At 35.2% G+C, this 26,710-nt stretch carries 28 protein-coding genes and 1 riboswitch; of the genes, 19 read left to right on the top strand and 9 right to left on the bottom strand.

Going from position 1 to position 26,710, the window contains the following annotated elements; translation table 11 throughout:
- Positions 1-33 precede the first annotated feature (33 nt).
- Positions 34-684, top strand: a complete 651-nt coding sequence (locus OC533_RS01300; RefSeq protein ID WP_194323444.1) for a hypothetical protein — start codon at positions 34-36, stop codon at positions 682-684.
- Positions 685-722: 38 nt separating this feature from the next.
- Here OC533_RS01300 and OC533_RS01305 read toward each other — a convergent pair whose 3' ends face one another.
- Entirely contained in the window at positions 723-2,324 is a 1,602-nt protein-coding gene (locus OC533_RS01305) for an ABC-F family ATP-binding cassette domain-containing protein (protein ID WP_003771831.1), read from the bottom strand.
- A 139-nt stretch (positions 2,325-2,463) separates the two neighbouring features.
- On the opposite strand from OC533_RS01305, the gene OC533_RS01310 reads away from it, so the two are divergent.
- From OC533_RS01310 to OC533_RS01345, 8 genes are all read left to right on the top strand, one after another.
- Positions 2,464-2,847, top strand: a complete 384-nt coding sequence (locus OC533_RS01310; protein ID WP_194323443.1) for an MmcQ/YjbR family DNA-binding protein — start codon at positions 2,464-2,466, stop codon at positions 2,845-2,847.
- Between the two features lie 69 nt (positions 2,848-2,916).
- Positions 2,917-3,027, top strand: a riboswitch (TPP riboswitch).
- Between the two features lie 67 nt (positions 3,028-3,094).
- The gene (gene thiT / locus OC533_RS01315) at positions 3,095-3,655 is read left to right on the top strand and encodes an energy-coupled thiamine transporter ThiT (protein WP_003730347.1); all 561 of its coding nucleotides are present in this window, start codon (positions 3,095-3,097) and stop codon (positions 3,653-3,655) included.
- 293 nt (positions 3,656-3,948) lie between these two features.
- A complete protein-coding gene (locus OC533_RS01320) occupies positions 3,949-5,142 on the top strand; it encodes a betaine/proline/choline family ABC transporter ATP-binding protein (protein WP_003762247.1) in 1,194 nt (397 codons plus the stop codon).
- Between the two features lie 3 nt (positions 5,143-5,145).
- Complete coding sequence (locus OC533_RS01325) at positions 5,146-5,802, top strand: ABC transporter permease (RefSeq protein WP_003771823.1); 657 nt, start codon at positions 5,146-5,148, stop codon at positions 5,800-5,802.
- Position 5,803: 1 nt separating this feature from the next.
- Entirely contained in the window at positions 5,804-6,730 is a 927-nt protein-coding gene (locus OC533_RS01330; RefSeq protein WP_003771820.1) for an osmoprotectant ABC transporter substrate-binding protein, read from the top strand.
- A gap of 14 nt (positions 6,731-6,744) precedes the next feature.
- The gene (locus OC533_RS01335) at positions 6,745-7,416 is read left to right on the top strand and encodes an ABC transporter permease (protein ID WP_003762244.1); all 672 of its coding nucleotides are present in this window, start codon (positions 6,745-6,747) and stop codon (positions 7,414-7,416) included.
- A gap of 112 nt (positions 7,417-7,528) precedes the next feature.
- Positions 7,529-8,875 (top strand): Nramp family divalent metal transporter, encoded by a 1,347-nt coding sequence (locus OC533_RS01340; RefSeq protein ID WP_003766871.1) that lies wholly within the window; start codon positions 7,529-7,531, stop codon positions 8,873-8,875.
- Between the two features lie 137 nt (positions 8,876-9,012).
- On the top strand, positions 9,013-9,843 hold the full coding sequence (locus tag OC533_RS01345) for a hypothetical protein (RefSeq protein WP_003771816.1): 831 nt from the start codon (positions 9,013-9,015) through the stop codon (positions 9,841-9,843).
- 39 nt (positions 9,844-9,882) lie between these two features.
- On the opposite strand, the gene OC533_RS01350 is transcribed toward OC533_RS01345, so the two are convergent.
- Entirely contained in the window at positions 9,883-11,397 is a 1,515-nt protein-coding gene (locus OC533_RS01350) for an ABC transporter permease/substrate-binding protein (RefSeq protein WP_003771815.1), read from the bottom strand.
- Positions 11,394-12,377, bottom strand: a complete 984-nt coding sequence (locus OC533_RS01355) for an ABC transporter ATP-binding protein (RefSeq protein WP_003771813.1) — start codon at positions 12,375-12,377, stop codon at positions 11,394-11,396. Before OC533_RS01355 ends, OC533_RS01350 begins: the two co-directional genes overlap by 4 nt.
- A 218-nt stretch (positions 12,378-12,595) precedes the next feature.
- On the opposite strand from OC533_RS01355, the gene murB reads away from it, so the two are divergent.
- From murB to OC533_RS01380, 5 genes are all read left to right on the top strand, one after another.
- Positions 12,596-13,492, top strand: coding sequence for a UDP-N-acetylmuramate dehydrogenase (gene murB, locus OC533_RS01360; RefSeq protein WP_003771810.1), 897 nt, complete (start codon positions 12,596-12,598; stop codon positions 13,490-13,492).
- Between the two features lie 27 nt (positions 13,493-13,519).
- Complete coding sequence (locus tag OC533_RS01365) at positions 13,520-14,557, top strand: AI-2E family transporter (RefSeq protein WP_003766862.1); 1,038 nt, start codon at positions 13,520-13,522, stop codon at positions 14,555-14,557.
- Between the two features lie 62 nt (positions 14,558-14,619).
- Positions 14,620-15,888: an alkaline phosphatase family protein gene (locus OC533_RS01370; RefSeq protein ID WP_194323442.1), complete on the top strand. Its 1,269-nt coding sequence runs from the start codon at positions 14,620-14,622 to the stop codon at positions 15,886-15,888.
- A gap of 18 nt (positions 15,889-15,906) precedes the next feature.
- On the top strand, positions 15,907-17,151 hold the full coding sequence (locus OC533_RS01375; RefSeq protein WP_003762234.1) for an MFS transporter: 1,245 nt from the start codon (positions 15,907-15,909) through the stop codon (positions 17,149-17,151).
- Positions 17,152-17,220: 69 nt separating this feature from the next.
- Positions 17,221-17,820: a VanZ family protein gene (locus OC533_RS01380; RefSeq protein WP_003771804.1), complete on the top strand. Its 600-nt coding sequence runs from the start codon at positions 17,221-17,223 to the stop codon at positions 17,818-17,820.
- A 26-nt stretch (positions 17,821-17,846) separates the two neighbouring features.
- On the opposite strand, the gene OC533_RS01385 is transcribed toward OC533_RS01380, so the two are convergent.
- Complete coding sequence (locus tag OC533_RS01385) at positions 17,847-19,013, bottom strand: hydroxymethylglutaryl-CoA synthase (protein ID WP_194323441.1); 1,167 nt, start codon at positions 19,011-19,013, stop codon at positions 17,847-17,849.
- A 149-nt stretch (positions 19,014-19,162) separates the two neighbouring features.
- Here OC533_RS01385 and OC533_RS01390 point away from each other — a divergent pair, with 149 nt between their 5' ends.
- The 4 genes from OC533_RS01390 to OC533_RS01405 all read left to right on the top strand — a co-directional run bounded on the left by OC533_RS01390 (position 19,163) and on the right by OC533_RS01405 (position 22,168).
- Complete coding sequence (locus tag OC533_RS01390) at positions 19,163-20,332, top strand: thiolase family protein (protein WP_185482084.1); 1,170 nt, start codon at positions 19,163-19,165, stop codon at positions 20,330-20,332.
- A 496-nt stretch (positions 20,333-20,828) separates the two neighbouring features.
- On the top strand, positions 20,829-21,305 hold the full coding sequence (locus OC533_RS01395; protein WP_194323440.1) for a hypothetical protein: 477 nt from the start codon (positions 20,829-20,831) through the stop codon (positions 21,303-21,305).
- Between the two features lie 27 nt (positions 21,306-21,332).
- Positions 21,333-21,581, top strand: a complete 249-nt coding sequence (locus OC533_RS01400; RefSeq protein WP_003771797.1) for a hypothetical protein — start codon at positions 21,333-21,335, stop codon at positions 21,579-21,581.
- A 209-nt stretch (positions 21,582-21,790) separates the two neighbouring features.
- Positions 21,791-22,168, top strand: coding sequence for a hypothetical protein (locus OC533_RS01405; protein WP_070753113.1), 378 nt, complete (start codon positions 21,791-21,793; stop codon positions 22,166-22,168).
- A 336-nt stretch (positions 22,169-22,504) separates the two neighbouring features.
- Here OC533_RS01405 and OC533_RS01410 read toward each other — a convergent pair whose 3' ends face one another.
- From OC533_RS01410 to mdrL, 4 genes are all read right to left on the bottom strand, one after another.
- Positions 22,505-23,035, bottom strand: a complete 531-nt coding sequence (locus OC533_RS01410) for an AAA family ATPase (protein ID WP_194323439.1) — start codon at positions 23,033-23,035, stop codon at positions 22,505-22,507.
- 6 nt (positions 23,036-23,041) lie between these two features.
- Positions 23,042-23,281, bottom strand: a complete 240-nt coding sequence (locus tag OC533_RS01415; protein WP_031649315.1) for a helix-turn-helix domain-containing protein — start codon at positions 23,279-23,281, stop codon at positions 23,042-23,044.
- 15 nt (positions 23,282-23,296) lie between these two features.
- Positions 23,297-23,845, bottom strand: coding sequence for a DUF2975 domain-containing protein (locus tag OC533_RS01420; RefSeq protein ID WP_003766848.1), 549 nt, complete (start codon positions 23,843-23,845; stop codon positions 23,297-23,299).
- 133 nt (positions 23,846-23,978) lie between these two features.
- Complete coding sequence (gene mdrL / locus OC533_RS01425; protein ID WP_045554158.1) at positions 23,979-25,172, bottom strand: multidrug efflux MFS transporter MdrL; 1,194 nt, start codon at positions 25,170-25,172, stop codon at positions 23,979-23,981.
- A gap of 167 nt (positions 25,173-25,339) precedes the next feature.
- Between mdrL and OC533_RS01430 the strand changes: the two genes are divergently transcribed.
- Complete coding sequence (locus OC533_RS01430) at positions 25,340-25,870, top strand: PadR family transcriptional regulator (protein ID WP_003762199.1); 531 nt, start codon at positions 25,340-25,342, stop codon at positions 25,868-25,870.
- Positions 25,871-25,904: 34 nt separating this feature from the next.
- Here the strand turns inward: OC533_RS01430 and pflA are convergent, their stop codons facing one another.
- On the bottom strand, positions 25,905-26,651 hold the full coding sequence (pflA, locus tag OC533_RS01435; protein WP_003721912.1) for a pyruvate formate-lyase-activating protein: 747 nt from the start codon (positions 26,649-26,651) through the stop codon (positions 25,905-25,907).
- Positions 26,652-26,710 lie beyond the last annotated feature (59 nt).

The following is a 26,710-nucleotide window of genomic DNA, read 5'->3' on the forward strand; positions in this document are numbered from 1 at the left end:
GAGGGAGAAATTCGCATAAAAGGAGCAAATTAGATGGAAATTTGGATTATTGCCGGAATATGTGCATTCTTAATTTTTATCAGCGGTATTGTTGTTTTATTTTTCCCAGCCAAGCGAAAAATCGGTGCAATTTTAACAAGCGCTGGAATGTTATTATTGGTTGGTTCTATTATTGGCATCATTGTTAGTTTTTCACATTACCAACAAGTTCAAAATGATGTATTCAATTATTCTTCTAAAGGTACAAGCCAAGCTACTGCAGAAGAAACAAAAACCTATCAAATAAACTATGAAGATTCCGCAGATAATATTAAGAAAAAAATCACCTCTGTCACGGTCGAAAAGAAAGAAACCTATTCAACAGTAGAAGGCAAGTCAGTTCCTGGCAGTATCACATTACAATTAGAAATAACAAACAATGCAGCTAAAACTCTCGAAACCTATCCGAATCAAGGTCAACTTGAAGCTAATAAAATGGATATAAATGGAGGAGACGCTGTTCTATCTGATTTTGAAACCACAGAAATCGAACCTGGTAAAACAGTAAAAGGAACAATCGTTTTTCCAGTAGAAAAATTAGATAAAGTTTCTTATATTACTTGGATTTCTTATAGTTTCCTAAGCTATTTAAAAGATTCTTCGACACCAATTACAACAGAAACAGGTAAAATCGAACTTAAATAAAAAAACAATATCCCGGAAATGGGATATTGTTTTTTTATTTATTCAGCTACATTCATAACTTCTTTTAAATATTCATCATAAGAAATTTCTTTATTATAAAATTGATCTTTTGATAAGTTAATAATACGAGTTGCGATAGTTTGTAGTAACTGATGGTCATGCGATGCAAAGATCATAGCGCCTTTGAACGCTTCAAGACCATTATTTAATGCAGTGATTGATTCTAAGTCCAAGTGGTTAGTAGGTTCATCAAGTAAAAGAACATTTGAACCTGAAAGCATCATTTTGGATAACATACAACGAACTTTTTCTCCACCAGATAAAACGCGTACTTTTTTCAGTACTTCATCACCACTGAATAGCATACGGCCAAGGAAGCCGCGTAAGAATGCTTCACTATCATCTTCAGGAGAGAACTGACGTAACCATTCCACAAGACTCATGTCGTTTTCCTCAAAGAACTCTGAGTTATCTTTCGGGAAATAGCTTTGGCTTGTTGTGATGCCCCATTTATAGCTACCTTCATCAGGTTCCATTTCACCAGCAAGGATTTGGAAAAGAACGGTTTTAGCAACTTCATCATCGCCAACTAAAGCAACTTTGTCATTACGGTTAATCGAGAAGGAAAGATTATCAAGAATCTTCACGCCATCAATTGTTTTAGACAAGTTTGTTACAGTTAGAAGGTCGTTCCCAACTTCACGGTCCGGTTTGAACTGAATGAAAGGGTAACGACGACTAGAAGGTTGAATATCTTCCAGCGTGATTTTTTCGAGCATTTTTTTACGACTTGTTGCTTGTTTGGATTTCGATGCATTCGCACTGAAACGAGCAATAAAGTCTTGTAATTCTTTCATTTTTTCTTCTTTTTTCTTATTACGATCGCCCATCATTGTTTGTGCTAATTGGCTTGATTCATACCAGAAATCATAGTTTCCGACATATAATTTAATTTTGCTGAAATCAAGATCCGCAATGTGCGTACATACTTTATTTAAGAAGTGACGGTCATGGGATACTACGATAACAGTATTATCAAAGTTAATTAAAAATTCTTCCAACCAGTGAATCGCACGGATGTCAAGGTGGTTGGTAGGCTCATCCAGAAGTAAGATATCTGGTTTACCGAATAAAGCTTGCGCAAGAAGCACTTTCACTTTTTCTCCACCAGTTAAATCTTTCATTAGTTTGCCGTGTAAGTCAGTAGGGATACCTAAGCCGTTTAATAAAACAGCAGCGTCAGATTCTGCTTCCCAACCATCTAATTCAGCAAATTCGCCTTCAAGTTCAGCAGCGCGAATACCATCTTCATCACTGAAATCTTCTTTCATGTAAATGGCATTTTTTTCGTCCATAATTTTGTATAGACGTTCATGTCCCATTATTACAGTGTTAAGAACAAGTTCATCATCATACTGGAAATGATCTTGGCGAAGGACAGCGAGACGCTCACCTGAACCAATATGCACATTACCACTTTGAGAATCAAGCTCGCCAGAAAGCACTTTTAGGAACGTTGATTTACCAGCACCGTTTGCTCCAATAAGACCATAACAGTTACCTGGTAAAAATTTAATCGAAACATCTTCAAATAGCTTTTTATCGCCGTAGCGTAAGCCAACATTATTTACAGTTAACATTTTCTTCCTCCAATACTAAGTTACTTCTTCTTGAAATCAGAAAAAGCACAATTACTACTATTTTAACATGGTTAGTGTAGCAAAGAAAGCATACACGCATAAATAAATGTTATAATGTAAAAATAAGGAGGGAAGCTAAATGGATTATCAGCAAACTTTACAAGAAAAAGTCGCGCTTTGCCTTAGTTTACAAGGTGCAATAGAAACATTTCCGTTTGATTCTAAAATGCACGCTTTAACACTTGGTGGTAAAATATTTGCGCTCATCCATATGTATCACGGGGATTTATATGTCAGTGTTAAGTGCCAACCTGAGAGAATTGATTTATTGCGCGATGAATATATGAGTATAAAACCCGGTTATCACTTAAATAAAAAACATTGGATTACACTTGTGATTAATGAAGAATATGATGTCGAAGCGGAAACAGAATTTGCTTTAATTAAAAATAGTTATCAGCTAATTTTTGATAAACTACCAAAAAAAGCTCAAAACACTGTAAGATTTTCTGCAAATGATTAAAGAAAACAAATAATTCTTTACAAAAAAACATCTCATGCTATAATGATTGTTGTACGATAATTTCATAGACGTTACCACAGGGGGGGCTTCTTAGCTGAGATTGAATCCGCGTGTTTTTGGATTCTGACCCTTTGAACCTGTTCGTTAATACGAGCGTAGGGATTGTGGCGATTGCATTTCTAACAATAGAAACTGCTTTCTTCTGGGGTACGTTTTTGACCAAAAAGAAGAGGGGAGTTTATTTTTTATGCAAAACAAACGATTAATCATTTTACTTGAATGTGCTATCTTTGCAGCAGTTGCGATGGTACTGAGCTTTATCCCGCTAGACATTGGTTCCAGTTTTTCGATTTCACTAGGAATGATTCCAATGTACGTTATTGCAATTCGTCGCGGTTTTTGGGCGGCTGGATTTGCTGGGCTTTTATGGGGGTTACTACATTTTTTAACAGGGAAAGCTTATATTTTAATGCCATCTCAGGCAATTATTGAATATATCCTGGCCTTCAGTTTTATTGCTTTCAGCGGAGTATTTAGTAAACAAGTTCGAAGTAATTTAGCTGCTAACCAACTAAAAAAAGCCATCGAGTGGGCGTGGGGAACCATGATTATTGGTGGTGTGGCTAGATATTTCTGGCATTATGTAGCTGGCGTTTTATTTTGGGGCGCTTATGCTTTTCAAGGTTGGGGAGCACAACTATTTTCAGCAGTGATGAACGGAGCTAGCTGCCTCGGAACCGTCGTTGTTTGTGGAATAGTTATCTCGATACTACTCAAAACAACGCCTAAATTATTCTTACCTAAATAAAGGAAAGCCCTATTAGTAAATGCTAATAGGGCTTTTTAGTATGTTATAATAGAATAAATACTGTATTACAGCTTGTCACAATGTCCATTTTTACGATTATAAGTTTAGCAGCGATGTTCTTTACGTGCCACAAGTACGAAATCATCTTGTTTAGTAACTTCCGTTTGAATGCCACACTGTCTTTAAGCTGTTTTTTTGTATTTAAAAAGTTTAAATCATTACTAGTTAGGGAAAAGATTTATCGATTGCCAATTTTTTTGGCAGTGGTAAAGAAAAAATGGAGGTGTATAAGCGTGTTAAAATTCGAACACGTAACGAAGACTTATAAAGGGGGCAAAAAAGCTGTTAATGATCTAACACTTAACATCGATAAAGGAGAATTTGTTTGTTTTATCGGTCCAAGTGGTTGTGGGAAAACGACAACAATGAAGATGATTAACCGGCTTATTGAACCTACAGAAGGCAAAATATTTATAAATGATAAAGACATCATGGCGGAAGATCCCGTCAAACTAAGACGTTCTATTGGTTATGTTATTCAGCAAATTGGCTTGATGCCACATATGACGATTAGAGAGAATATCGTCCTTGTACCAAAATTACTTAAATGGTCCGAAGAGAAAAAACAAGAACGGGCGAAAGAATTAATTAAATTAGTTGATTTGCCAGAAGAGTTTTTAGACCGCTATCCTTATGAATTAAGTGGTGGACAACAACAACGTATCGGTGTTTTGCGAGCGCTTGCAGCAGAACAAAATTTAATTCTAATGGATGAACCATTCGGAGCACTGGATCCAATTACTCGGGATTCTCTACAAGAAGAATTTAAGAATTTACAAAAAGAACTTGGAAAAACAATTATTTTCGTTACCCATGATATGGATGAAGCGATTAAACTTGCAGACCGTATCGTTATTATGAAAGCTGGCGAAATTGTTCAGTTTGATACACCAGATGAAATTCTACGTAACCCGGCAAATTCATTTGTAGAAGATTTCATTGGTAAAGACCGTCTAATTGAGGCAAAACCTGATGTTACACAAGTAGCACAAATTATGAACACGAATCCAGTGTCTATTACAGCAGATAAATCTCTACAAGCTGCCATTACTGTCATGAAAGAAAAACGAGTAGATACGTTACTTGTAGTGGATGAAGGTAATGTGTTAAAAGGATTTATCGATGTAGAGCAAATCGATTTAAATCGCCGCACAGCAACTTCTGTAATGGATATTATCGAGAAAAATGTATTTTACGTGTATGAAGATACCTTACTCCGTGATACTGTACAACGGATTCTAAAACGTGGTTATAAATATATTCCTGTAGTTGATAAGGACAAACGCCTTGTTGGGATTGTAACTCGTGCCAGTTTAGTAGATATTGTTTATGATTCCATTTGGGGAACGATAGATGATGTGGCAGAAAATCAGGAGGAACAAGCGGATTCCGAAACGACAGAACCAGAAATGAAGCAGGAGGGATAAGCTATGGACGCAATTGTTACTTTTTTTCAAGAAAACGGCCATAACTTGCTTGTTCAAACATGGCAACATCTTTTCATCTCCTTATCTGCTGTAATTTTAGGGATTGCAGTTGCCGTTCCTGTTGGAATTTTACTGACGCGTTCACCAAAAGTAGCAAATTTTGTTATTGGCGTGGTTAGTGTTCTTCAAACGGTTCCTTCACTCGCTATTTTAGCATTTATTATCCCGTTTCTTGGGGTCGGTACATTACCAGCGATTATTGCCCTGTTTATTTACGCACTTTTACCAATCCTGCGTAATACTTTTATTGGAGTTCGAGGAGTCGATAAAAATTTAATCGAATCTGGTCGTGGTATGGGCATGACGAATTGGCAATTAATCATTAATGTCGAAATCCCTAACTCTATATCAGTAATTATGGCTGGTATCCGTTTATCAGCTGTATACGTTATCGCTTGGGCAACGCTTGCTTCATATATTGGAGCTGGTGGACTTGGAGACTTTATTTTTAATGGCTTAAACTTATATCGTCCAGATTTAATTCTCGGAGGAGCAATCCCAGTAACTATTTTAGCCCTTGTAGTAGAATTCGCGCTTGGAAAATTAGAGTATCGTTTAACTCCAAAAGCCATCCGTGAAGCTCAGGAAGGGGGAGAATAACATGAAGAAAAAATTTATCGCGCTATTCAGCGTATTACTACTAACTAGTTCTCTTTTCTTATCTAGCTGCTCTTTACCAGGACTTGGAGGCAGTTCTAAAGATACAATACGCATTGGAGCAATGGCCACGACAGAATCACAAATCGTTTCCAATATTTTAAAAGAATTAATCGAACATGACACTGGCCTAAAAGTAGAAATTGTAAATAACCTTGGATCAACTATCGTTCAGCACCAAGCCATGTTAAATGGTGATGTAGATATTACAGCGACAAGATATACCGGAACAGACTTAGTTGGGCCTCTTGGAGAAGATGCTATTAAAGACCCTGAAAAAGCTTTAGCAGCAGTAAAAAAAGGATTTGAAGAGCGTTTCCACCAAACATGGTTTGATTCTTATGGCTTTGCTAATACGTATGTGTTCATGGTACGCCAAGATACTGCTAAAAAATACAACTTAACTACAGTTAGCGACATGCGTAAAGTAGAAAATGAGCTTACTGCTGGGGTCGATAATTCTTGGATGGAACGTGAAGGAGATGGTTATAAAGCATTTTCAAAAGCTTATGACATCGAGTTCAAGAAAATTTTCCCAATGCAAATCGGCTTAATTTATACCGCACTTAAAAACAATCAAATGGATGTGGCGCTTGGTTATTCAACAGATGGCCGTATCCCAACATATAACTTAAAATTACTAAAAGATGATAAAAAATTCTTCCCACCATACGATGCTTCAGCTCTAGCAACAGATGAAATTTTAAAGAAACATCCAGAATTAAAAACTACTATCAATAAGTTAAAAGGTAAAATTTCAACAGAAGAAATGCAAAAGCTTAATTATGAAGCAGATGGCAAATTAAAAGAACCATCCATCGTAGCGCAAGAATTCTTGCAAAAAAATAATTACTTTGAAGGTAAAAACTAAGGAGGTGCCAAAAGATGGACACATTAAAACAATTAATTGATTATTACCAAACAAATGGAAGTTATGTCATGGAAGAGTTCTGGCGGCATTTCTTAATGAGTGCGTACGGAGTTATCTTCGCCGCAATCATAGCGATACCACTCGGAGTATATATTGCTAGGAAGAAACGCTTAGCTGGATGGGTTATCCAAATTGCCAATATCATTCAAACTATCCCAGCACTCGCAATGTTAGCTGTACTTATGCTAATTATGGGTTTAGGAACGAATACAGTCGTTTTATCCTTGTTCCTATATTCTTTACTCCCAATTCTAAAAAACACCTATACGGGCATTAGAAACGTTGATGGGGCACTTCTTGAATCGGGTAAAGCGATGGGCATGACGAAATGGCAAGTGCTTCGTTTAATCGAAATGCCACTTGCTTTATCGGTCATTATGGCAGGCATTCGAAATGCGCTAGTAATTGCAATAGGTGTTGCAGCCATCGGGACATTCGTTGGAGCAGGCGGCCTCGGTGATATTATAGTCCGCGGAACCAACGCAACTAACGGAACCGCAATTATTTTAGCTGGAGCCATCCCAACAGCAGTCATGGCAATATTAGCCGATGTACTTCTAGGATGGGTCGAACGTACTTTAAACCCAGTTAAAAACAAAAGAAAAACATTAACCGAAGTCTTATAAAAACAATCGAAAACACAACCTACCAGCTTCATAAAAAGGTTGTGTTTTTCGTTTGACAAAGAATGTTTCCCGTAGTAAACTTTTTATCATAAACGAAAGAAGGTCAGGGAGCATGAAAAAGGAAAAAACAGAACGCACAAAACAAAGCTGGAGAAAAGCACAGAATGCTCCCAGCTTAAGCGAAGTAAATAATTCAGTAGCAATTCCCAAAAACGCAAAGTTCTTCCGGAAATTATTTGCATTTATGGGACCAGGTGCCCTTATTGCAGTTGGCTATGTTGATCCTGGAAACTGGGCGACATCCATTGCCGGGGGTTCGGAATTTGGTTACACTTTATTATCAGTTATTTTAATTTCTAATATTTTAGCCGTTTTACTACAATCACTTGCGTCAAAATTAGGTATCGTGACTGGGCGCGATTTAGCTCAAGCATCAAGCGATCATTTTTCCAAACCATTTGGCTTTGTCCTATGGATTTTAGCTGAATTAGCCATTATTGCAACTGATATTGCTGAAGTTATCGGTAGTGCGATTGCGCTTAATTTACTCTTTGGCATTCCTTTGATTTGGGGCGTTTGTATAACAGCATTAGATATTTTTCTTGTATTATTTTTACAACATAAAGGTTTCCGCTATATAGAAGTTATTGTTATTACCTTAATGGTGACGATTCTTGTATGTTTTGGAGCTGAAATGGTAATGTCACACCCAGATATGCAAGCTATTGCGAAAGGTTTTATCCCGCAATCAGAAATCGTTACGAACCCAACTATGCTTTATATCGCACTTGGGATTCTTGGTGCAACAGTTATGCCGCATAATTTATATTTGCACTCATCGATCGTGCAAACAAGACAATACGCGCGAACAAAAGAAGGGAAGAGAGAAGCGATTCGTTTTTCATTTATCGATTCAACGTTCTCTTTAACTATTGCGTTATTAATTAATGCATCTATTTTAATTTTAGCTGCTGCTGCCTTTTATACTACTGGACAACATAACGTAGCTGGAATTGAAGATGCCTATAAATTACTTAATCCAACACTTGGAAGTAGCATCGCCAGTACGGTGTTTGCAGTAGCTTTACTTGCTTCTGGTCAAAATTCGACATTAACAGGCACATTAGCTGGTCAAATCGTTATGGAAGGTTTCTTAAATATCCGTCTAAAACCAGTAGTACGCCGCTTATTAACCCGTGTACTAGCAATTGTTCCAGCAGTTATTATTACAGCACTTTATGGAGCAAATGGCATAAATGAGTTGCTTATTTTCAGCCAAGTAATACTCTCCATGCAACTATCTTTCGCTGTTATTCCCTTAGTTATGTTCACAAGTGATAAACAGAAGATGGGCGAATTCGTTAACTCACCATGGTTAAAAATAGTGTCTTGGTCTGTTGCAATTTTTATCGCAGTCTTAAATATCTACTTATTATTTTACACTTTAACTTCATTATAAAAAGAGAAGATTACGATAATTATATTATGTAAACAATTAAAAATAATTTTCTCATTTCTTTCCCTCGAAATTTTCATCTTTATGCTATATAATTGAATTATATAATACTAATGGCGTAGTAAAGGTGTTGATTAACGATGACGGATAAACTATTAAAACAACATAAAAGGCTTTTAGAACAGCAACATAAACTACCGTACACAATCAAACTGGACGGCGAAGTTTTCACAATCATTATTTATACAAAATTAAACAAAGTAGCTGGAGTCACTGTACTAAACTCAAAAGACGAACCAGCAACAATGAAAGAAGCAGAAGCAGTAGTTAATCGCATTCAAAAGTATAATTTCTATTTTGAATACTTGGGTAAACGTGCTCATGTAATTAAGGAACGCGATAGCATTATTGCTGAAAAGATAGAACAAACACAATTAATTCTAAATGATAATACTATTTTTGGTGAACAAATGCAGCCAACGATTGATGAACTTAATTTAGCGATGGAAGTTTATAAACAACAACAACGCAAATTAGACGTTTATCAAGAAGATATTACTTTGCTCAACCAAAAAATTAAAATGCAAGGTGAAATTTTAGAAGAAGACTGGGAATCAGCTGAAAATCTTTCCATTGCGTTTACCAAAGCTGCATATGCGCAAAGTATCTATTTAGAAGCAACACGAAAGAATCGGAAACAATTAGCAAAATGGTTCCATCTCCATCAAAAAGAATTACCAACTGAAAAACAAAAAGCATTAGGAAAAATCGTATCTGTTCTAAGTGATACGAATGCTGGACTTGTATTTGATCAAATTATTTCGCTTAGACCTCTTCTTGAAGAAGGCTTAATGCTTGATCATGAGCAGTCCTTAACCCAACGTGCTGCTGAATTTAATAAAGAGTTCGAAACACATTGTCGTTTCTATAAACCCAATATTAATAAAGTGAAAAATTTAATCAGACAATAACAAAAAAGCTAAGTGGCGTAAAAACCACCTAGCTTTTTTCTATTTAATAATTCCTTGATCTTGTAGATAATCTTTAGCTACTGTATAAGCTGATTTACCATTTACATTCACTTCATAGTTCATTTTACGCATTTCATCGTCTGTAATTTTCCCTGCAAGTTTGTTTAATGGTTTTTTCAGTTCTGGATATTTATCTAATGTTTTCGTCAGCATAAGAGGTGCCCCTTGATAAGGAGGGAAGAGTTGTTCATCATCTTCTAGCACTTTTAGCTTGTACTGAGCAAGTTCACTATCAGTAGAATAAGCATCTAATAAGTTAATGTCACCAGATTTAATTGCATTGTAGCGAAGTTTTGGTTCCATTGTTTTCAAGTTCTGGAAGGTAAGTCCGTATTTATCTTGAATGCCTTTATATCCGTCCGAACGATCTTTAAACTCTAGTGTAAATCCTGCTTTAACCTGATCAGCTACTGGATTTAAATCAGATATTTTCTCTAATTTGTTTTCTTTAGCAAATTCAGGTGAAACAGCAAGCGCATAAGTGTTATTGTATTCCATTGGTTTTAAGTATGTCATATCAAAATCTTTTGCTAAACCATCACGTGCTTGCGTGTAAACTTTTTCTGGATCATGCGTTTTTGCGTTTTCTTTTAAGAAAGTTTCTAATACGGTACCAGTAAATTCAGGATAAATATCTATATCACCTGATTTTAAAGCATTAAAGACAAAGCTTGTTTTACCCATATTAGGTTTCACATTAACTTTTAAATCCGTCTCATCTTCAATAACTAATTTGTACATATTAATCAAAATTTCTGGTTCTGCGCCTAATTTCCCGGCAATCGTAATTTCTTTTTTATCGGAAGCAAAATAAGGAACGACGATGATTGCGGCAGTGAGTAAAATTCCTGCTGAAATCGTAATAATCGTACTTTTAAAGGATGCTTTTTCAAGGAATCGCAGTAAGAAATCAAACAAGATTGCGAGTAATGCTGCTGGAATTGCACCAAGCAGGATTAAACTATTATCATTGCGATCAATCCCCAGTAAAATCAAGTCCCCAAGACCACCAGCGCCAATTAATGCAGCGAGGGTTGCCGTACCGATAATTAATACCATAGCCGTACGTATACCAGCCATAATTACAGGCATTGCAAGAGGTAGCTGTACTTTGTATAATCTTTTCCATTTGTTCATTCCCATTGCGCGTGAAGCTTCGACAAGAGCTGGGTCAACTTCTTTTATCCCAGTATATGTATTCCGTAAAATAGGCAACAGGGCGTAGATTACAAGCGCAATAATTGCTGGAACTATCCCAATACCGACAAGTGGAATTAATAATCCAAGTAAAGCAAGAGAGGGGATTGTTTGAAAAATAGCAGCTACTTGAATAATTGGTTCAGCAAGTCGTTTATGTCTAGTTAAGTAGATACCTAGAGGCAAAGCAATGAGTACAGCAATAAAAAGGGATACGAACGAAATCTGAATGTGTTGTACTAAGGCCGTGAATAGCTCATCTTTACGGACAGCAAATGTATCTAGTAATGTATTCATACAAGCTCACCCGAACTTTCAAGATGACGCGCTAAAAATTGCATCACATGTTTATTAGTAATCGTACCGATAAACTGACCGGTTTCATCTTTAACTGGAACCGATTGTTCTTCGGCAATGCGGCGAACTAGATTTTCAACTGGTTCGTTCGAGGAAATTCCCATCGTCCCGTCACTAGCTTGATAGGCGTAAAACAAATCAGCCTCTATTAAATCATTTACTGTAAAACTCGATTCTAAAATCGGTGTATTGAACGCGTGACCAGAAGCTAAGAAATCTTTAACAAAATCATTTTCAGGATTTTTTACAATTTCTTGTGGAGTAGCGACTTGGACAATTTCGCCATCTTGCATGACACAAATACGGTCTCCCAGTGCTAGAGCCTCTTGCATATCATGGGTAACAAATACGATTGTTTTCTTGATTTTCTTTTGAAGTGTGGAAATGTCTTGTTGTAAACGTTGGCGTGAAATAGGATCAAGCGCGCTAAAAGGCTCATCCATTAAAATAATTCCTGGATCGGCCGCAAGTGCGCGAACAACACCAACACGCTGCTGCTCTCCGCCAGATAATTCAGCTGGCTTACGATGGCGATAACTTTCCGCATCTAAACCAACGCTATCGAGCAATTCGGTAATTCGATCATGGATTTTTTCTTTGCTCCATTTCTTTAACTCTGGAACAATAGCGATATTTTCTTCAATTGTCATGTGAGGAAAAAGTGCTATTTGCTGTAAGACATAGCCAATATCCCAGCGGAGTTCATGAATATCATAATCACTAATACGCTTTTCATTAATATAAATGGTTCCAGTTGTAAGTGGAATCAAGCGATTAATCATTTTTAACGTTGTCGTTTTCCCGCAACCACTAGGTCCGATGAAAACAAAGAACTCGCCGTCTTTTATGTCCAAAGTAACATTATTCACTGCTGTCTTATCATCGCTGTACTTTTTGGATACATTATCAAAACGAATCATTTTTTCATCCCTTTCTTAATTTAATCGAATGTATGTTCTATATCATATCATTTCTGATTTTAATTCTCAAGAACATATCATCCAATTACCCTAAATTATTACTATCTATTCCTATTTTGATAAAAAAACTATGGAATTCTTTGTAAAAGTGAGGTTCCATGATAAAATAAAGGAAGTGATTTTTCAAAATTACATCAATGAAAGGTTTGAAATAAATAATGAACAACTTGCAAGCACAATTTCCTCATATAGCTATTAAATTAAATGAACCCTTATCTAAATATACGTATACGAAAACAGGTGGAAATGCAGATGTTTTCGTTATGCCGAAAACAATAGAAGAAACGAAGGAAATCGTTACTTATTGTCATCAAAACAAATTACCACTTACAATTCTTGGAAATGGCTCTAACTTAATTATTAAAGATGGTGGTATTCGCGGAGTAATCGTACACTTAGACTTACTTCAATCCATTGAAAGAAAAAACACACAAATCATCGCAATGAGTGGAGCTAAGTTAATTGATACAGCAAAATTTGCATTAGATGAAAGTTTAAGCGGACTGGAATTTGCGTGCGGCATTCCAGGTTCGATTGGCGGTGCGTTACATATGAATGCAGGCGCTTATGGAGGCGAAATTAGCGATGTCCTTGAAGCAGCTACTGTTTTGACACAGTCCGGCGAATTAAAGAAATTAAAGCGTTCTGAGCTAAAAGCAGCTTATCGTTTTAGTACGATTGCTGAAAAAAAATATATTGTTTTAGACGCAACTTTTTCACTGGAATTAGAAGACAAGAACATTATCCAAGCGAAAATGGATGAACTTACCGCTCTAAGAGAAGCAAAACAACCTTTAGAATATCCATCTTGTGGGAGTGTATTCAAACGTCCACCAGGCCATTTTGCTGGTAAATTAATTCAAGATAGCGGCTTACAAGGTCATATTATTGGCGGCGCACAAGTTTCACTAAAACATGCTGGTTTTATTGTTAATATTGGCGGCGCGACAGCTACTGATTATATGAATTTAATTGCTCATGTACAACAAACTGTACGTGAAAAATTTGATGTTGAATTAGAAACAGAAGTTAAAATTATTGGCGAGGACAAATAGCCAAATTAAGTAGGAGGTTATTTATTTTTGAAAGAGCTTAGTTTATTTTTACAGAATCGAAGCGTACGACGCGTTGGGGTATTTCTGCTAATTGCCTTCGTACTTTACTTGCTTAGAAGCCAAATGAATATTATTTTATTAACATTCATTTTTTCTTACCTTATTACTCGACTAGAAAACTTTATTTTACGACGAATTTCAATTTATCGACAAATTATTGTGTTGTTGCTTTACGTTTTAATTGCAGGCGTGATTGTCTTCGTTTTCGTTAAATATATTCCTGTTTTAGCGGATCAAATAAATCAATTAGTGAAATTTGGTAATAGCTTCTTAAAAACAGATAGTAATAATGAGTTTATTAACTACATTGTTAGTCTAGCAAATCAATTTGATATTATGAAATACACAGAACAAGGCGTTTCAATGATTCTAACTTATTTGACTAACGTTGGGACAGTGTTGATGAACGTATTTATCGCACTTATGCTAAGTTTGTTTTTCTCATTAGGAAAAGATCATTTGATTTCGTTTACCAATCAATTTTCCACTAGTAAGATAGGCTTTATATACGAAGAAGTAAAATTCTTTGGTTCAAAGTTTGTGGCTACTTTTGGGAAAGTAATCGAAGCACAGTTTATCATCGCTCTTGTTAATGCTGTACTTACGACGATAGCGCTCTGGATTTTAGGCTTCCCGCAATTGATGACTTTATCGATAATGGTGTTCTTACTTGGATTAATTCCAGTAGCCGGGGTTATTATTTCTCTTATCCCGCTGACTATCATTGGTTATTCAATCGGTGGCGTAGAATACATTTTCTATATTTTAGTAGTTGTCATCATTATCCATGCACTTGAATCTTATGTACTTAATCCAAAACTTATGTCAGCAAAAACAAATTTACCAGTTTTTTATACTTTCATTATTCTTATTTTCGGGGAGCATTTCTTTGGAATTTGGGGATTAATCGTTGGTATTCCAGTTGTAATGTTCTTCTTGGATGTTCTAGGCGTCACGAATCAAGAAGAAGTTAACCAACCAAAAGATACAATCAGTCATACGTAATGCACACGGGGGTTCTTCCAGATTAGCTGGAAAACCCCTGTTTTTTAAGGGGGGAAAGCATAATGAAACAACATCTTTTTGTGATTTCATTAGATGCGCTAGGAGCACTTGATTTAAAGGACACGTCTGATTTACCAGTTTTACGAGAATTAATCCAAACTGGGACACATATTCAAGAAGTAGAAACGATTTATCCATCACTTACATATCCAGCACATACGAGTATTATTACTGGTCATTATCCGAAAACTCACGGCATTATAAATAACACAAAAATTCAACCCGAGAAAGATTCACCAGACTGGTTTTGGTATAAAAAAGCGATTCAAGTTCCCACTTTATATGATTTAGCAAAAGAAAAAGGGATGACAACCGCAGCTTTTTTATGGCCAGTTGCAGCAAAAAGTAGTATTGATTATAATATTGCGGAAATTTTCCCAAATCGCTTTTGGTTAACGCAAATGATGGTGTCGCTTCATGCTAGTTCACCATTATTTTTAATCGATATGGACCGAAAATTTGGACATTTACGAAAAGGCATAAATCAGCCAGAGCTTGATATATTTTTGACAGCGAGTGTTGTAGATACAATAAAAGCCAAAAAACCAACCTTACTTTTAACACATTTAGTAGATATGGATAGTATGCGTCATGCCCACGGAGTTCATTCGATAGAAGCAAAAGCCGCTTTAAAAAGACATGATAACCGTTTAGCTGAAATTATTCAGGCCACGAAAGATGCTGGTATTTATGAAAATACAGTTTTCGCTATTTTGGGTGATCATTATCAAATAGATGTAACGCACGCAATCCGCTTAAATGTTCTTTTTGCTGAAAAAGGTTGGCTAACAGTAGTAGATGGCAAGATTACAGGCTGGGAAGTATATGCTAAAAGCTGTGATGGCTCTTGTTATATTTATACGAAAAATGAAAAACATAACCAAGAAATCGAGATTTTACTGCAAAGCATCCACGAAATAGAAGAAATTTTGTCATCTGAGGAATTAACACGTCGGGGTGCTGACAGCCAGGCTACTTTTATGGTAGAAGGGAAGAGTGGTTACTACTTTATGGATGACATAGATGGTCCTCTTTACGAAAAAGTGACTGAGGAGATGCTTGGAAAACCAGGTTATTACAAAGCAGTTCATGGCTATTCTCCAAGTAAAACGGATTATAAAACAGCGATTATTTTTAACGGACCTGGCATAAAAAAAGGCAAAAAAATTGCAAATGCACATTTAGTTGAAGAAGCTCCAACTTTTGCCCGAATTTTAGGCTTACAATTTCCAAATACTGCTGGTACTGTAATAGAAGCGCTATTCGAATAGAAAAGAGGGGAAATACTTTTGGCATATACAAAAGAAGAAAAAAGCTGGATTTTTCAAGATTGGGCGAATTCTGCCTATTCTATTATGATTACAACTGCCATTTTACCGATTTATTTTAAAGGGGTGGCAGCAAATGCAGGAATTGCTGATACAACGTCAACTGCTTACTGGGGTTATGCGAACTCCATTGGAACTTTGTTAATTTCATTACTCGCACCAATCCTCGGCACAATAGCAGATTATCAATTTTTTAAGAAACGGTTTTTCGGCATTTTTACGGCAATAGGGATTGCTTTTACTTTCTTACTTATTTTTATCCCTACGGATGCCTGGCTTTTGTTACTTGGATTTTATGTGTTATCGTTAATCGGTTTTTCAGGGGCAAATATTTTTTATGATGCATTTTTAATTGATGTAACTACTAATGACAGGATGGATAAAGTGTCATCTGCTGGGTATGCTTATGGTTATTTGGGTAGTTGTATTCCGTTTATTATTTTCATTATTTTTCAAGCGACAGGAATTTTACCTATTAGTGATGTGGCTTTAGTAAATATTGGTTTTGTTATGACTGCATTATGGTGGTTGTTTTTTACGATTCCGATGTGGAAAAATGTACATCAAATCCATTATATTCCAGCGGTGAAAAAACCAGTCAGAACAAGTTTTAAGAGGTTATTTCATACTGTGAGTCATATTAGTGAACATAAAAATATTGTCATCTTCTTAATTGCGTATTTCTTCTATATTGATGGGGTGGATACGATTTTCCGGATGGCGACTTCTTATGGAATTGACTTAGGAATTTCGCAAACGACATTGATTTTAATTCTCTTAATGACGCAACTCGTGGCCTTTCCGTTTACGTTGTTATATGGCTATCTAGCTAAACGTTTTAGTGCCAAACCGCTTATCTTTACTGCAATTTTTGTTTATATTATTATTTGTATTTATGCCGTGTTTATGAAAACAGCGCTTGATTTTTGGATTTTAGCCATGTTAGTTGGAACTTCACAAGGAGGAATTCAAGCGTTAAGCAGATCATTTTTCGGGAAAATCATTCCTAAGAAACGTTCTAATGAATTTTACGGTTTTTATAATATTTTCGGTAAATTTTCAGCAATTATGGGTCCGGCACTGATGGGCGTAATCACGCAAATCACTGGAAAAACACAGTACGGGGTAGCTAGCTTAATTGTTCTTTTCCTCGTTGGCGGCATTTTATTTTTATTTGTAAAAGAGAAAAACTTAGAAAATCTTTAAATCCTTTTAAGAAAGTCCTTATTTTCAAGTGTTAAGCTAGGTGTAAGATTTGAAAAGGAGGACACCAGGATGAAAAAATACTTCATAATTCTTGTTTTACCAATCATTTCTTTAATTGCTGCAGTAACTATGTATTTTTCCTGGTTCCAAGGATGGCTTTATTTTTATTTAAAGCACGTAATGGCGACAGTAAGTCATATGGGCTACATTACGGTTGGCATAACGGCGATTTTACTCTATTTTGTCGCAGTTCAATTAGTAAACTGGAAAATAAATAAAGCATTACTCGTTTTTTGCTATATAATTTATTTCAGTATTCTTGTTTGTTTATTATTCGGAAAAGCTTCCGATACTCAAGGATTTTCGAGTGATACTTTTGGTTTTATTGACACATTCTTGGCTGGAAACTTGCGTGTTATCATTGTAGGAAATGTACTCGCTTTTGTTCCAATTGGCTTTTTATTAAAGAAATTAGGATTTTTTACTGCATTACTTTCAGCAGGAATGTTGATTTTTGCAGTAGAAGGGATGCAGTATATAATGCATGTGGGGTTCTTTGATACTGGAGATGTATTCTTAAATGTTTGTGGCATTATGCTAGGATACATTCTTATCCGTTTTTTGTCCCCAAGAAAATTTAAACGATTCAAAGTAAAACCGACTAGCTAAATGAGCCTAGTCGGTTTTTTTGATCGTTATTTTTTTATATATTGACGTTTATGATCTTGTATTCCTGTTAAAATAATTGGCGCTGGATCGCTAGCAGGGTCGATTTCAAGCGTAGAACCATCTTTTGGTAATTGTTCTTTAAATTTAGTTTCATAGTCCGGAATAGATAGCTTCGTACGGTTAGCTAATAATTCAGCATGAGCCTCTTTACGAATATATTTTTTATATTCTGGTTGAAGCTCTCCATGGAAAAACTCCCCAACAGCTCCAGACCCATAACTAAAGAAGCCAATTTTATCATCTGCTTGTAGATTCGCTTGATTGTCCAGCAGGGAAATGAAGCTTAAATATAACGAACCAGTGTAAATATTACCAACATTGCGGCTGTAAAGCGTACTTAAACGATAATTTTCTAATAATCTTTCTTGTACATCACTTGGAGCCGTTTCAATAATTGTATCTAATGCCTTTTTACCCATTTTTGTATATGGTAAATGGAAACAAATTGCCGCAAAATCATCTAGTTTCTTACCAAATTTCTCTGAATATTTATTCCAAATCGTTTGGAAAAAGTGAATATATTGTTCTGTTGAATATTTACCTTCTACACAAGCGTATTCAGAATACACAGGGCGCCAAAAGTCCATAATATCTTCTGTATAGAATACGTTATCATCTAAAAGCGTAATACAGCGCGGATTAGCTGAAATAACCATTGCAACTGCTCCAGCACCTTGTGTTGCTTCTCCACCAGTTTCAAGTCCATAACGCGCAATATCAGAGCCAATCACAAGTACTTTACTATCAGGATGTTTTGCGACATAATCTTTCGCTAGATTAATGCCCGCAGTAGCACCGTAACAAGCTTCTTTTATCTCAATAGCACGAGAGAAAGGCTGAATCCCAAGCAGACGGTGAATATAAACAGCACCAGCTTTTGACTCATCAATTCCAGATTCAGTTGCTAAAATAACCAAATCAATTTTTTCTAGATCTTCTTCATCTAAAATTTGTAAAGCCGCATTTGCACCCATTGTGACGGAATCTTGGGTGATAGGGGCAAAAGCCATTTTATCTTGGCCAATTCCAATGGTAAATTTATTTGGATCAATGTTTCTAGCTTCAGCAAGTTCAGTCATATCAACATAAAACGCAGGAGTATAAAAACCTATTTTATCAATTCCAATTTTCATATGTAAGCTCAAGTCCTTTATATTTTATTTGTAAGTACTTCAATTTTAGTAGAAAAATGCGGAAAATACAATACATTGGGCTTAATCTAGTGAGTTTTTAGCAAGTTTCATGATATAATACGGGTAGATTACATTTAAAGGAGATTGCTATGAAAGAAGTAGTTATAATAGATGCCGTTAGAACACCAATTGGAAAATTTGGTGGTAGTTTGAAAGACATCAGTGCAGTAGACCTTGGTGCTACCGCTTTAAAAGGTGTTTTAAAAAGAGCTAACATTGCTCCAGAACGTGTGGATCAAGTTATTTTTGGTAATGTTTTACAAGCAGGTCTCGGCCAAAACGTAGCAAGACAAGTCGCTATTAAAGCCGGGATTCCTTATAAAGTACCAGGTGTGACAATTAATGAAGTTTGTGGCTCTGGTTTAAAAGCTATCATGCTTGGTAGACAAGCAATTCAACTAGGGGAGGCTGACATAGTAGCAGTAGGAGGGACCGAAAATATGTCCCAAGCGCCGTTACTACTTAACCCTGAACTAGTTGGTGAAGAAATTAACCCGAAAGATTTAAAAAATAGCATGCTTATTGACGGACTTACAGATGTATACGGGGAATACCACATGGGAATTACTGCAGAAAATGTGGCAGATAAATATTCCGTTTCAAGAGAAGAGCAAGATAAGTTTGCCCATAATTCGCAAATGAAAGCTGCTCGTGCGCAAGAAAAAAATCTTTTTGAAGAGGAAATAGTTCCTGTTCAACTTCAGGATGGTTCATTTTTCGAAGCTGACGAAACAATTCGTGCTAATTCTACATTAGAAAAACTTGCTACGCTTAAGAGTGTTTTTCAAGAAGGTGGAACTGTTACTGCAGGTAATGCTTCTGGTATCAATGACGGGGCTTCTGCAATCATTTTAATGTCCAAAGAAAAAGCTGTGGCAGAAAACATCCCTTATTTAGCTACAATTAAAGTAACTTCAGAAGTCGGAGTGGATCCAGCTTATATGGGTTATGCGCCATACTATGCAGTTAATGAAGCGCTAGAAAAAGCAGGCTACTCAATAGCTGATATTGATTTATTCCATTTAAATGAAGCTTTTGCATCTCAATCAGTTGCAGTTGCAAGAGATTTAAAAATACCTGAAGAGAAACTTAATATTTATGGTGGAGCAATAGCGCTAGGCCATCCAATCGGTGCTTCAGGAGCTCGCATTGTTGTTTCATTGTTAAATGAGTTAAAACACGAAGATAAACATACAGGTGTAGCTTCCTTATGTATTGGCGGCGGTATTGGTATTGCGATCATCATTGAAAGAGTATAAGTAGTATCATTTAATCTTCATAAAAAGCTAAAATCAATCAACAACATTTCAAGAAAAATAGCGAAATAAGATTAAACTAGCCTTAATCACAGTTGTGGGTTAAGGCTTTTTTTGTTTAAATAAGTGATGGTATATATCAGTGTACGATAATAAAAATTATTTATACATGGCATATCCTGCAAAGAAAGTTAGTTAGTAAAAAGTTAAATAAAATATTGTGTAAAATCGATAACGAAAATAAAGTATCAATGATTGCTTTTAATTATATGGATAAATTAGAAGCAAATTATGAAGAATATAGTGCAAAGTAACTAATAATGTTTTTCCTATTTATAAATAAATAAAAAAATAACATTATATAAAAACAAATGATAATTTTCGTAATTATTTAAATAAAAATTTTGTATATTTTACGAATATTATTTTTTATATAATTAAGGACTTAGTTGTTATGTTAAAATTATATTTAAAACATAGACAACTAAGGAGAGATAACATGAAAAAAACAAGGAAAACATTTTTAATTAGTGTAGCAACAGTATTATTGATTTCATTATTTTCTTTGAATACTACTTATGCAACAGCTAAGAATGTTGTACATGAGGGTAGCTCTGGACCTGGTTTAGCGGGTGGAGGGGGCATGAAAGTTAAACCAGGAGGAGGGTCTGCAAAACCTAAGCCTACGACAGCACAAGCTTATAATACCGCAAAGTCAAAAGGTACTAAAACAGCTAGTCATTCTAATGTTGTAAAATCTACTAAGACAAAGTCATTGCCATATAAAAGTAGTAAAGCATATTCATCGAAAGATTTTTATGATGGAAAGAAACTTGAGCAAAGACGTTATTATGATAAAAATGGTAAAGCACAAATGGATATAGATTATACAAATTATGGTAATGCTAAGCTACATCCTAAAGTTCCACATAGACATAGTTTCAATTCTAAAGGCGTTAGAGGTAAAGATTATTGAATAAAAATAAAGGAGGTATATATTTAAATGAATGAGCAGGATTATAAGTTATTTAAAGAGGGGTTATATCGCGGAGAAGAATATCTATTTACATACCATGAGGCTGATTATTGGATTAGTCATGGTGCTAATGGTGAAAGTAGTTTATCTAGAGATGACGGAACACATTGTCAAGATTTCAACTCTTTGGATGAACTTCTAAAAAATGCTAAATTAGAAGGAAACACTTTAGATGAAGCGCGTAATGAAATTGAGTGGGGTATTGCAGAGGAATAGGAACTGATCTACGAATGTGCGACAAAATAAAAAACCCCTCCTGTTTAATTCATTTTACTCGAATTAAACAGGAGGGGTTTTTGAATGGAACAAAAGTCATAACATGGTAGTAGCATTATTAAAAAAGCACAAAAATGATTAAGGCTTTTTTTGTTTGAATAAGCGATGGTATAATGAAAATAGATTATACATAAAGGAGAATTAGCATAATGGAATGGAAACAAATAAAAAACGAAACCGATATTGTAAAATTAATGGACTTATTAAATCATTTTCATGATAGTTGCATTACTGGTTTAACTTACTCAAGTAGCACATATGTAGTTGAAAGCGACTTATCGATGGTAATGGGCACGAATCCAGTAGTCAAATTGATGATTCAAAGACAAGCAGATACATTAACAACTATAGAATTTTATTTAGAAGGCGTTACTCATTTTTGCATAAATAACGATTTAAACACGTCATCAGAAATCCAAGAAGCAAATCTTTACTATAAAAATGGTGAATTTCATTGGAACGTTGATGATGAAATGACAAGTTTTAAATGCAAGAAAATATCGTGGAGAGAAATTCTAAAGAAATAGTGAATTTTACGTACAAGTGGATGGAAGTTTTGCTTAAACTTCTAACGAGAAGCATGTTATTATTTTACCAGCTTTCTTTGGAGTTTCTATATAATGCATATTTTTTTCTTCTCAAATTATGCATTTTCTTAACATAAACTGCTACAATAAATATGTTATTGTTTCATTAAGGCAAACAACTTAATGCGTGTTCAATTTTGAAAGTAAGAGGAGGCAATGCTTTTCCTCTTACTTAATCTTAAATTTTCTAGTTTACATAATATATATTATAGGAAGTAATGCATATTATTGCAAACAACCAATACACGCTAATTCACCAATTATTCTAGCTAATAATCAATATTTCCTCAGTTTATGATAACTATCTATCACAAATACTTCTTTTTGATATACTTCTGCTAATAATTCTTTCGTTTGTTTACCAGAACGCTTATTATACTTCAATGCATAAATTAAAAATGAAAAACTTAACTTTTCGTCGCAACCAGCAGTTATATCAGGTCGTGTACTGAACATGTATTTAAAGCGTCTTTTGATTATATTTGCTACACATACTAATAACGGAATTTTAATCCAAATAACTAAGTCAGCATATTCATGCCTTTTACTTAGATTAAAAAAATAGTCTCCATCGATGATATATGGCTTGTTAGAACTCATTACTTCATTAACTTTCTTTTCGAATTCCGCTTCAGTTATATGATTCCAATTTTCTTGCCAAAAAATTTTATCAAGATGACATACTTCAAAGCCGTATTTTTCGCCGATTTTTGCTGCGAAAGTTGATTTTCCGGCACCATTTGGACCGATTACTAATACTTTGTTCTTATTTACCAACACGGCTTCTAGTTGATTGTTATGCTTCATAGTTGTTCATCCTCCGTTTTTTAGATTGTTTTCAGGCGTCTCATCAGCCACATACTCTAATATATCACCAGGCTGGCAGTTTAATGCTTTACAGATTTCATTTAATGTGGAAAATCGTATCGCGCTTACTTTGCCAGTTTTGATTTTGGATAAGTTGACATTAGCAATCCCAACTTCTTCGGACAGTTGGTTTAAAGATATTTTACGGTCGGCCATTATACGATCTAGCCTCAATACAATTGCCATCGTTTTTCGCTCCATTCATAAAGTTTCGTCAGATTCTTTTTGCAAAGCTGCACCATAACGAAATATTTCAGTCAAACAATAAAAAATAATTGCAAAGAAAAATGCCATATCTAGCCCTAAATGAATACTATAACCCGGTATTAAAATTGTGTGCAAAGCTGAGTATAAAATTTGTGGACCTAACGCATAAACGAGCATTAATTGTGCAATTCTATGCAGCCTTTTAATTTCAACATCATTAAAAGGTGTGAATTCAGCTGCTAAATCTTTAAAAATGGTACTAGCAATCCATAGCATCCAAGCGATTAAAATAGCATAAAGGACTGAAATACCAACTGTAAGCCACTCTTCCGTTTGAACATATTGGGAAATGTCATTACCTACAAAATATTCGGTATTAAAATTTAAAATAGTGTTTAATTCCATCTTATTTATACTGATATTATTACGATTAAACAACTTCAGCACAATAGCTAAAGCGGCTACCAGAATCGCACCTACAGACAAAATCTTAAGGGTAATATGTAGAAAATAACTCATTTTTTGCAATCGTTTTAGTTTCATGTAAGTCTCCCCCTTTTTTTCTAGATTATACATAATAGAGAGATAGTGTGTCAACAGATTTTTAACGATAAACATTAAATAATTAATAATTAGCATAAAAAAAGACTGAACAAAATTGCTCAGCCTGTCGTTTTTATTCACTTTTTATTGAAGTAGATTGTTGAAGTGCGAAATGTGCCGGTTTTAGTTTAATAAAGAGAAGTCCCATACCAGCTAAACAAATGACACTGGCTACTATAAATGGCATTTTCATACCAAATGCTTCACTGAGTAAGCCGGAACAAAGTGGTGCAAATGCTGCCCCTAGCCAACGTACAAAGTTATATGCCCCACTAGTGACACTTCTTGCATATGGCGAGTGCTCCATAACAGTTGTTGTAAACAAGGCGTTGTTTATGCCTAATATTAAGCCTGAAATAACTATTAAACCAATATCAACGGCTGTATTATCAATAAATCCTAGTAATGCTAAAATAACAGCACACGCAAGTAACGATCCCTTTAATATTTGTTTACTATTAAAACGAAATTCTAATGCATGAGAAACTTTTGCAGAACCAAGCGCTAAGCATAGTCCCCAAGCAAAAAATACAAAACCGATTTGAATTGCTGATAAACCAAGAACGAGTGGCGAATAAGCTAAAATTGTGAAGAAACAATAATAATAAAACATGCCACTAAATGCAATTTGTAAAAATGGACGATATTTAAACAAATGTAACATCTGTTTGATAGCCACTTCATTTTTTTCAGTAGGCGCTTGAACAACTTTTTTCGGTTCTTTTACTTTGAACAAAATCAGTAAAAATGCGATAAAAATTAAGCAAGCTGTAGAAAAAAATGGATAGCGCCACGAAACATTTCCTAAGATCCCTCCTAATAAAGGTCCAAATGCCATCCCAAGGCCCATAGAAGCTTCATAAATCCCAATTGCATGCCCTGGCGTTTCTGATAAAGCAATTAACATTGTCATCGCTGTAGCCATGAACATTGAATTACCAAAGCCCCAGCCAGCACGAAAAATGGATAAAGCGCCAATTGTATCTGATAAACCACATAATAATGCAAAAATAGTTACGATAAATAGTCCGATAACGATTAATTTTTTGTCACCCAATTTACCTGCGACAATACCAATTGGAATCATCATAATCGCCATTGTAAAAATATAAGCAGTGAATAACATTTCTACTTGTGAATGGGATGCGCCAATACTTTCTGCAATAGAAGGTAAAAGTGGATCCACAACTCCAATCCCCATAAAAGCAAGCAAACTAGCTGCTGCAGTTATCCATTTCCCCGTGTTCATTTCCTTGTCTGTCATCATAATACAACTACACTTCCCTTTCCAAAATAAAACTCAACTATTATATTACGCTTGATAAATACCAATGTCAATATTTACATATATAATTTATTACATATATAACCATTTTACTTATTGATGTTTATCGCTTACAATAAGGTTAAATAGAAATTTAGAGGTGCTACTTTATGATACCCAATGTATTAGAATATACTTTATTACAAATGATTGCTCGTGAAGCATCTAGTGGCTACGAGCTAGCAAATCGACTTAGAATCTTGCAAAATACGCATCACAGTCAAATCTACCCTTCATTATCTAAGTTAGAAAAGGCAGGTTTTTTAGTAGTTCATAAACATTCACAGAATAAAAAGCCTGATAAAAAAGTCTACACTATTACACAATCCGGTTTAGATTCCCTACTTGAATGGTCAGAAACTCCACTTAAAATCCCTGTAACCAGAGATGAATTCACCACAAAAGTTCAACTAGATTGGTTAAATAACACTCGAACAAAAGGACTTATTCAAGAACGAGAAACTTACTTAAAAGAACAGTTAGGCCTAATTGAAGAAACGCTCGACCATTTCGCTAAATTATTTGATTTAAAAACCAAACAAGACAAGCTAAAAAACATGTCTTATCAAGTATATGCAAGGCGATTAGATTTGATTCAAACCGAATTAAAATGGTGTGAGGAAATGTATAAAATACTATAAAAAAACCGGCGAACATAGTATTCGCCGGTTTTTACTATTTATAACTACTAGTTTCTAAGATTTTATTTGCAAGTGCTACCACTTCTTCTTCTGGAGCTTCGATACCTTCTAACGGATAACGGATGCCCATTTCTTTCCATTTGTAAACGCCCATCGTATGGTATGGAAGCACATCCACTTGTTTTACATTTGGAAGGGTTTGAATAAATTCGTGTAGCTTTGTTAAATCTTCTGGGTCGTCTGTTTTAGTTGGAATTAGCACGTGTCTAATCCAAATTGGTTGCTCTTTATCGCGTAAATAGTGAGCAAAATCGATAATTGGTGCGTTGGATTTCGTAGTTAGTTTTAAATGTTTTTCTGGATTAATTTGTTTAATATCAAGTAAAATTAAATCTGTTACTTCCATCAAACGATCCAATTTCTCGATAAACTCAGGATCACGAGTGAAACAGCCACCACAAGAGTCGATAGTTGTATGCACTCCTGCTGCTTTACATAGCGTGAAAAACTCAATTAGGAAATCTACTTGAAGTAATGGTTCACCGCCACTAACTGTAACGCCACCACCTGATGCATCCCAAAACTCTTTATACTTAATCGCTTCGTCAAATACATCTTGAGCCGAACGTTCTGTGCCTGTACCAATTTTCCAAGTATCGGGATTATGACAAAATTGGCAACGAAGTAAACACCCCTGCATAAAAACAATAAAACGGATACCTGGACCGTCCACTGTTCCCATTGTTTCTACTGAATGAACTCTTCCTAAAACCTCTGTCATAATTCTCCTCTTCCTTTCCTAAATAACAAGGATTGCTACTGGTGAGCAATCCTTGTTGA

Origin of the sequence: Listeria sp. Marseille-Q6474, from assembly GCF_946902005.1 — a bacterium.
GTDB classification, from domain to species: domain Bacteria; phylum Bacillota; class Bacilli; order Lactobacillales; family Listeriaceae; genus Listeria; species Listeria innocua.

Excerpts from the sequence above, each read along its gene's own strand:
- OC533_RS01380 (WP_003771804.1), top strand. The coding sequence starts at position 17,221 with ATGAAAAAATACTTCATAATTCTTGTTTTACCAATCATTTCTTTAATT.
- OC533_RS01400 (WP_003771797.1), top strand. The coding sequence starts at position 21,333 with ATGAATGAGCAGGATTATAAGTTATTTAAAGAGGGGTTATATCGCGGA.
- OC533_RS01335 (WP_003762244.1), top strand. The coding sequence starts at position 6,745 with ATGGACACATTAAAACAATTAATTGATTATTACCAAACAAATGGAAGT.
- mdrL (WP_045554158.1), bottom strand. The coding sequence starts at position 25,172 with ATGATGACAGACAAGGAAATGAACACGGGGAAATGGATAACTGCAGCA.
- murB (WP_003771810.1), top strand. The coding sequence starts at position 12,596 with ATGAACAACTTGCAAGCACAATTTCCTCATATAGCTATTAAATTAAAT.
- pflA (WP_003721912.1), bottom strand. The coding sequence starts at position 26,651 with ATGACAGAGGTTTTAGGAAGAGTTCATTCAGTAGAAACAATGGGAACA.
- OC533_RS01340 (WP_003766871.1), top strand. The coding sequence starts at position 7,529 with ATGAAAAAGGAAAAAACAGAACGCACAAAACAAAGCTGGAGAAAAGCA.
- OC533_RS01355 (WP_003771813.1), bottom strand. The coding sequence starts at position 12,377 with ATGATTCGTTTTGATAATGTATCCAAAAAGTACAGCGATGATAAGACA.
- OC533_RS01415 (WP_031649315.1), bottom strand. The coding sequence starts at position 23,281 with ATGGCAATTGTATTGAGGCTAGATCGTATAATGGCCGACCGTAAAATA.
- OC533_RS01305 (WP_003771831.1), bottom strand. The coding sequence starts at position 2,324 with ATGTTAACTGTAAATAATGTTGGCTTACGCTACGGCGATAAAAAGCTA.
- OC533_RS01430 (WP_003762199.1), top strand. The coding sequence starts at position 25,340 with ATGATACCCAATGTATTAGAATATACTTTATTACAAATGATTGCTCGT.
- thiT (WP_003730347.1), top strand. The coding sequence starts at position 3,095 with ATGCAAAACAAACGATTAATCATTTTACTTGAATGTGCTATCTTTGCA.
- OC533_RS01405 (WP_070753113.1), top strand. The coding sequence starts at position 21,791 with ATGGAATGGAAACAAATAAAAAACGAAACCGATATTGTAAAATTAATG.
- OC533_RS01345 (WP_003771816.1), top strand. The coding sequence starts at position 9,013 with ATGACGGATAAACTATTAAAACAACATAAAAGGCTTTTAGAACAGCAA.
- OC533_RS01310 (WP_194323443.1), top strand. The coding sequence starts at position 2,464 with ATGGATTATCAGCAAACTTTACAAGAAAAAGTCGCGCTTTGCCTTAGT.
- OC533_RS01390 (WP_185482084.1), top strand. The coding sequence starts at position 19,163 with ATGAAAGAAGTAGTTATAATAGATGCCGTTAGAACACCAATTGGAAAA.
- OC533_RS01410 (WP_194323439.1), bottom strand. The coding sequence starts at position 23,035 with ATGAAGCATAACAATCAACTAGAAGCCGTGTTGGTAAATAAGAACAAA.
- OC533_RS01330 (WP_003771820.1), top strand. The coding sequence starts at position 5,804 with ATGAAGAAAAAATTTATCGCGCTATTCAGCGTATTACTACTAACTAGT.
- OC533_RS01350 (WP_003771815.1), bottom strand. The coding sequence starts at position 11,397 with ATGAATACATTACTAGATACATTTGCTGTCCGTAAAGATGAGCTATTC.
- OC533_RS01385 (WP_194323441.1), bottom strand. The coding sequence starts at position 19,013 with ATGAAAATTGGAATTGATAAAATAGGTTTTTATACTCCTGCGTTTTAT.
- OC533_RS01395 (WP_194323440.1), top strand. The coding sequence starts at position 20,829 with ATGAAAAAAACAAGGAAAACATTTTTAATTAGTGTAGCAACAGTATTA.
- OC533_RS01300 (WP_194323444.1), top strand. The coding sequence starts at position 34 with ATGGAAATTTGGATTATTGCCGGAATATGTGCATTCTTAATTTTTATC.
- OC533_RS01325 (WP_003771823.1), top strand. The coding sequence starts at position 5,146 with ATGGACGCAATTGTTACTTTTTTTCAAGAAAACGGCCATAACTTGCTT.
- OC533_RS01420 (WP_003766848.1), bottom strand. The coding sequence starts at position 23,845 with ATGAAACTAAAACGATTGCAAAAAATGAGTTATTTTCTACATATTACC.
- OC533_RS01370 (WP_194323442.1), top strand. The coding sequence starts at position 14,620 with ATGAAACAACATCTTTTTGTGATTTCATTAGATGCGCTAGGAGCACTT.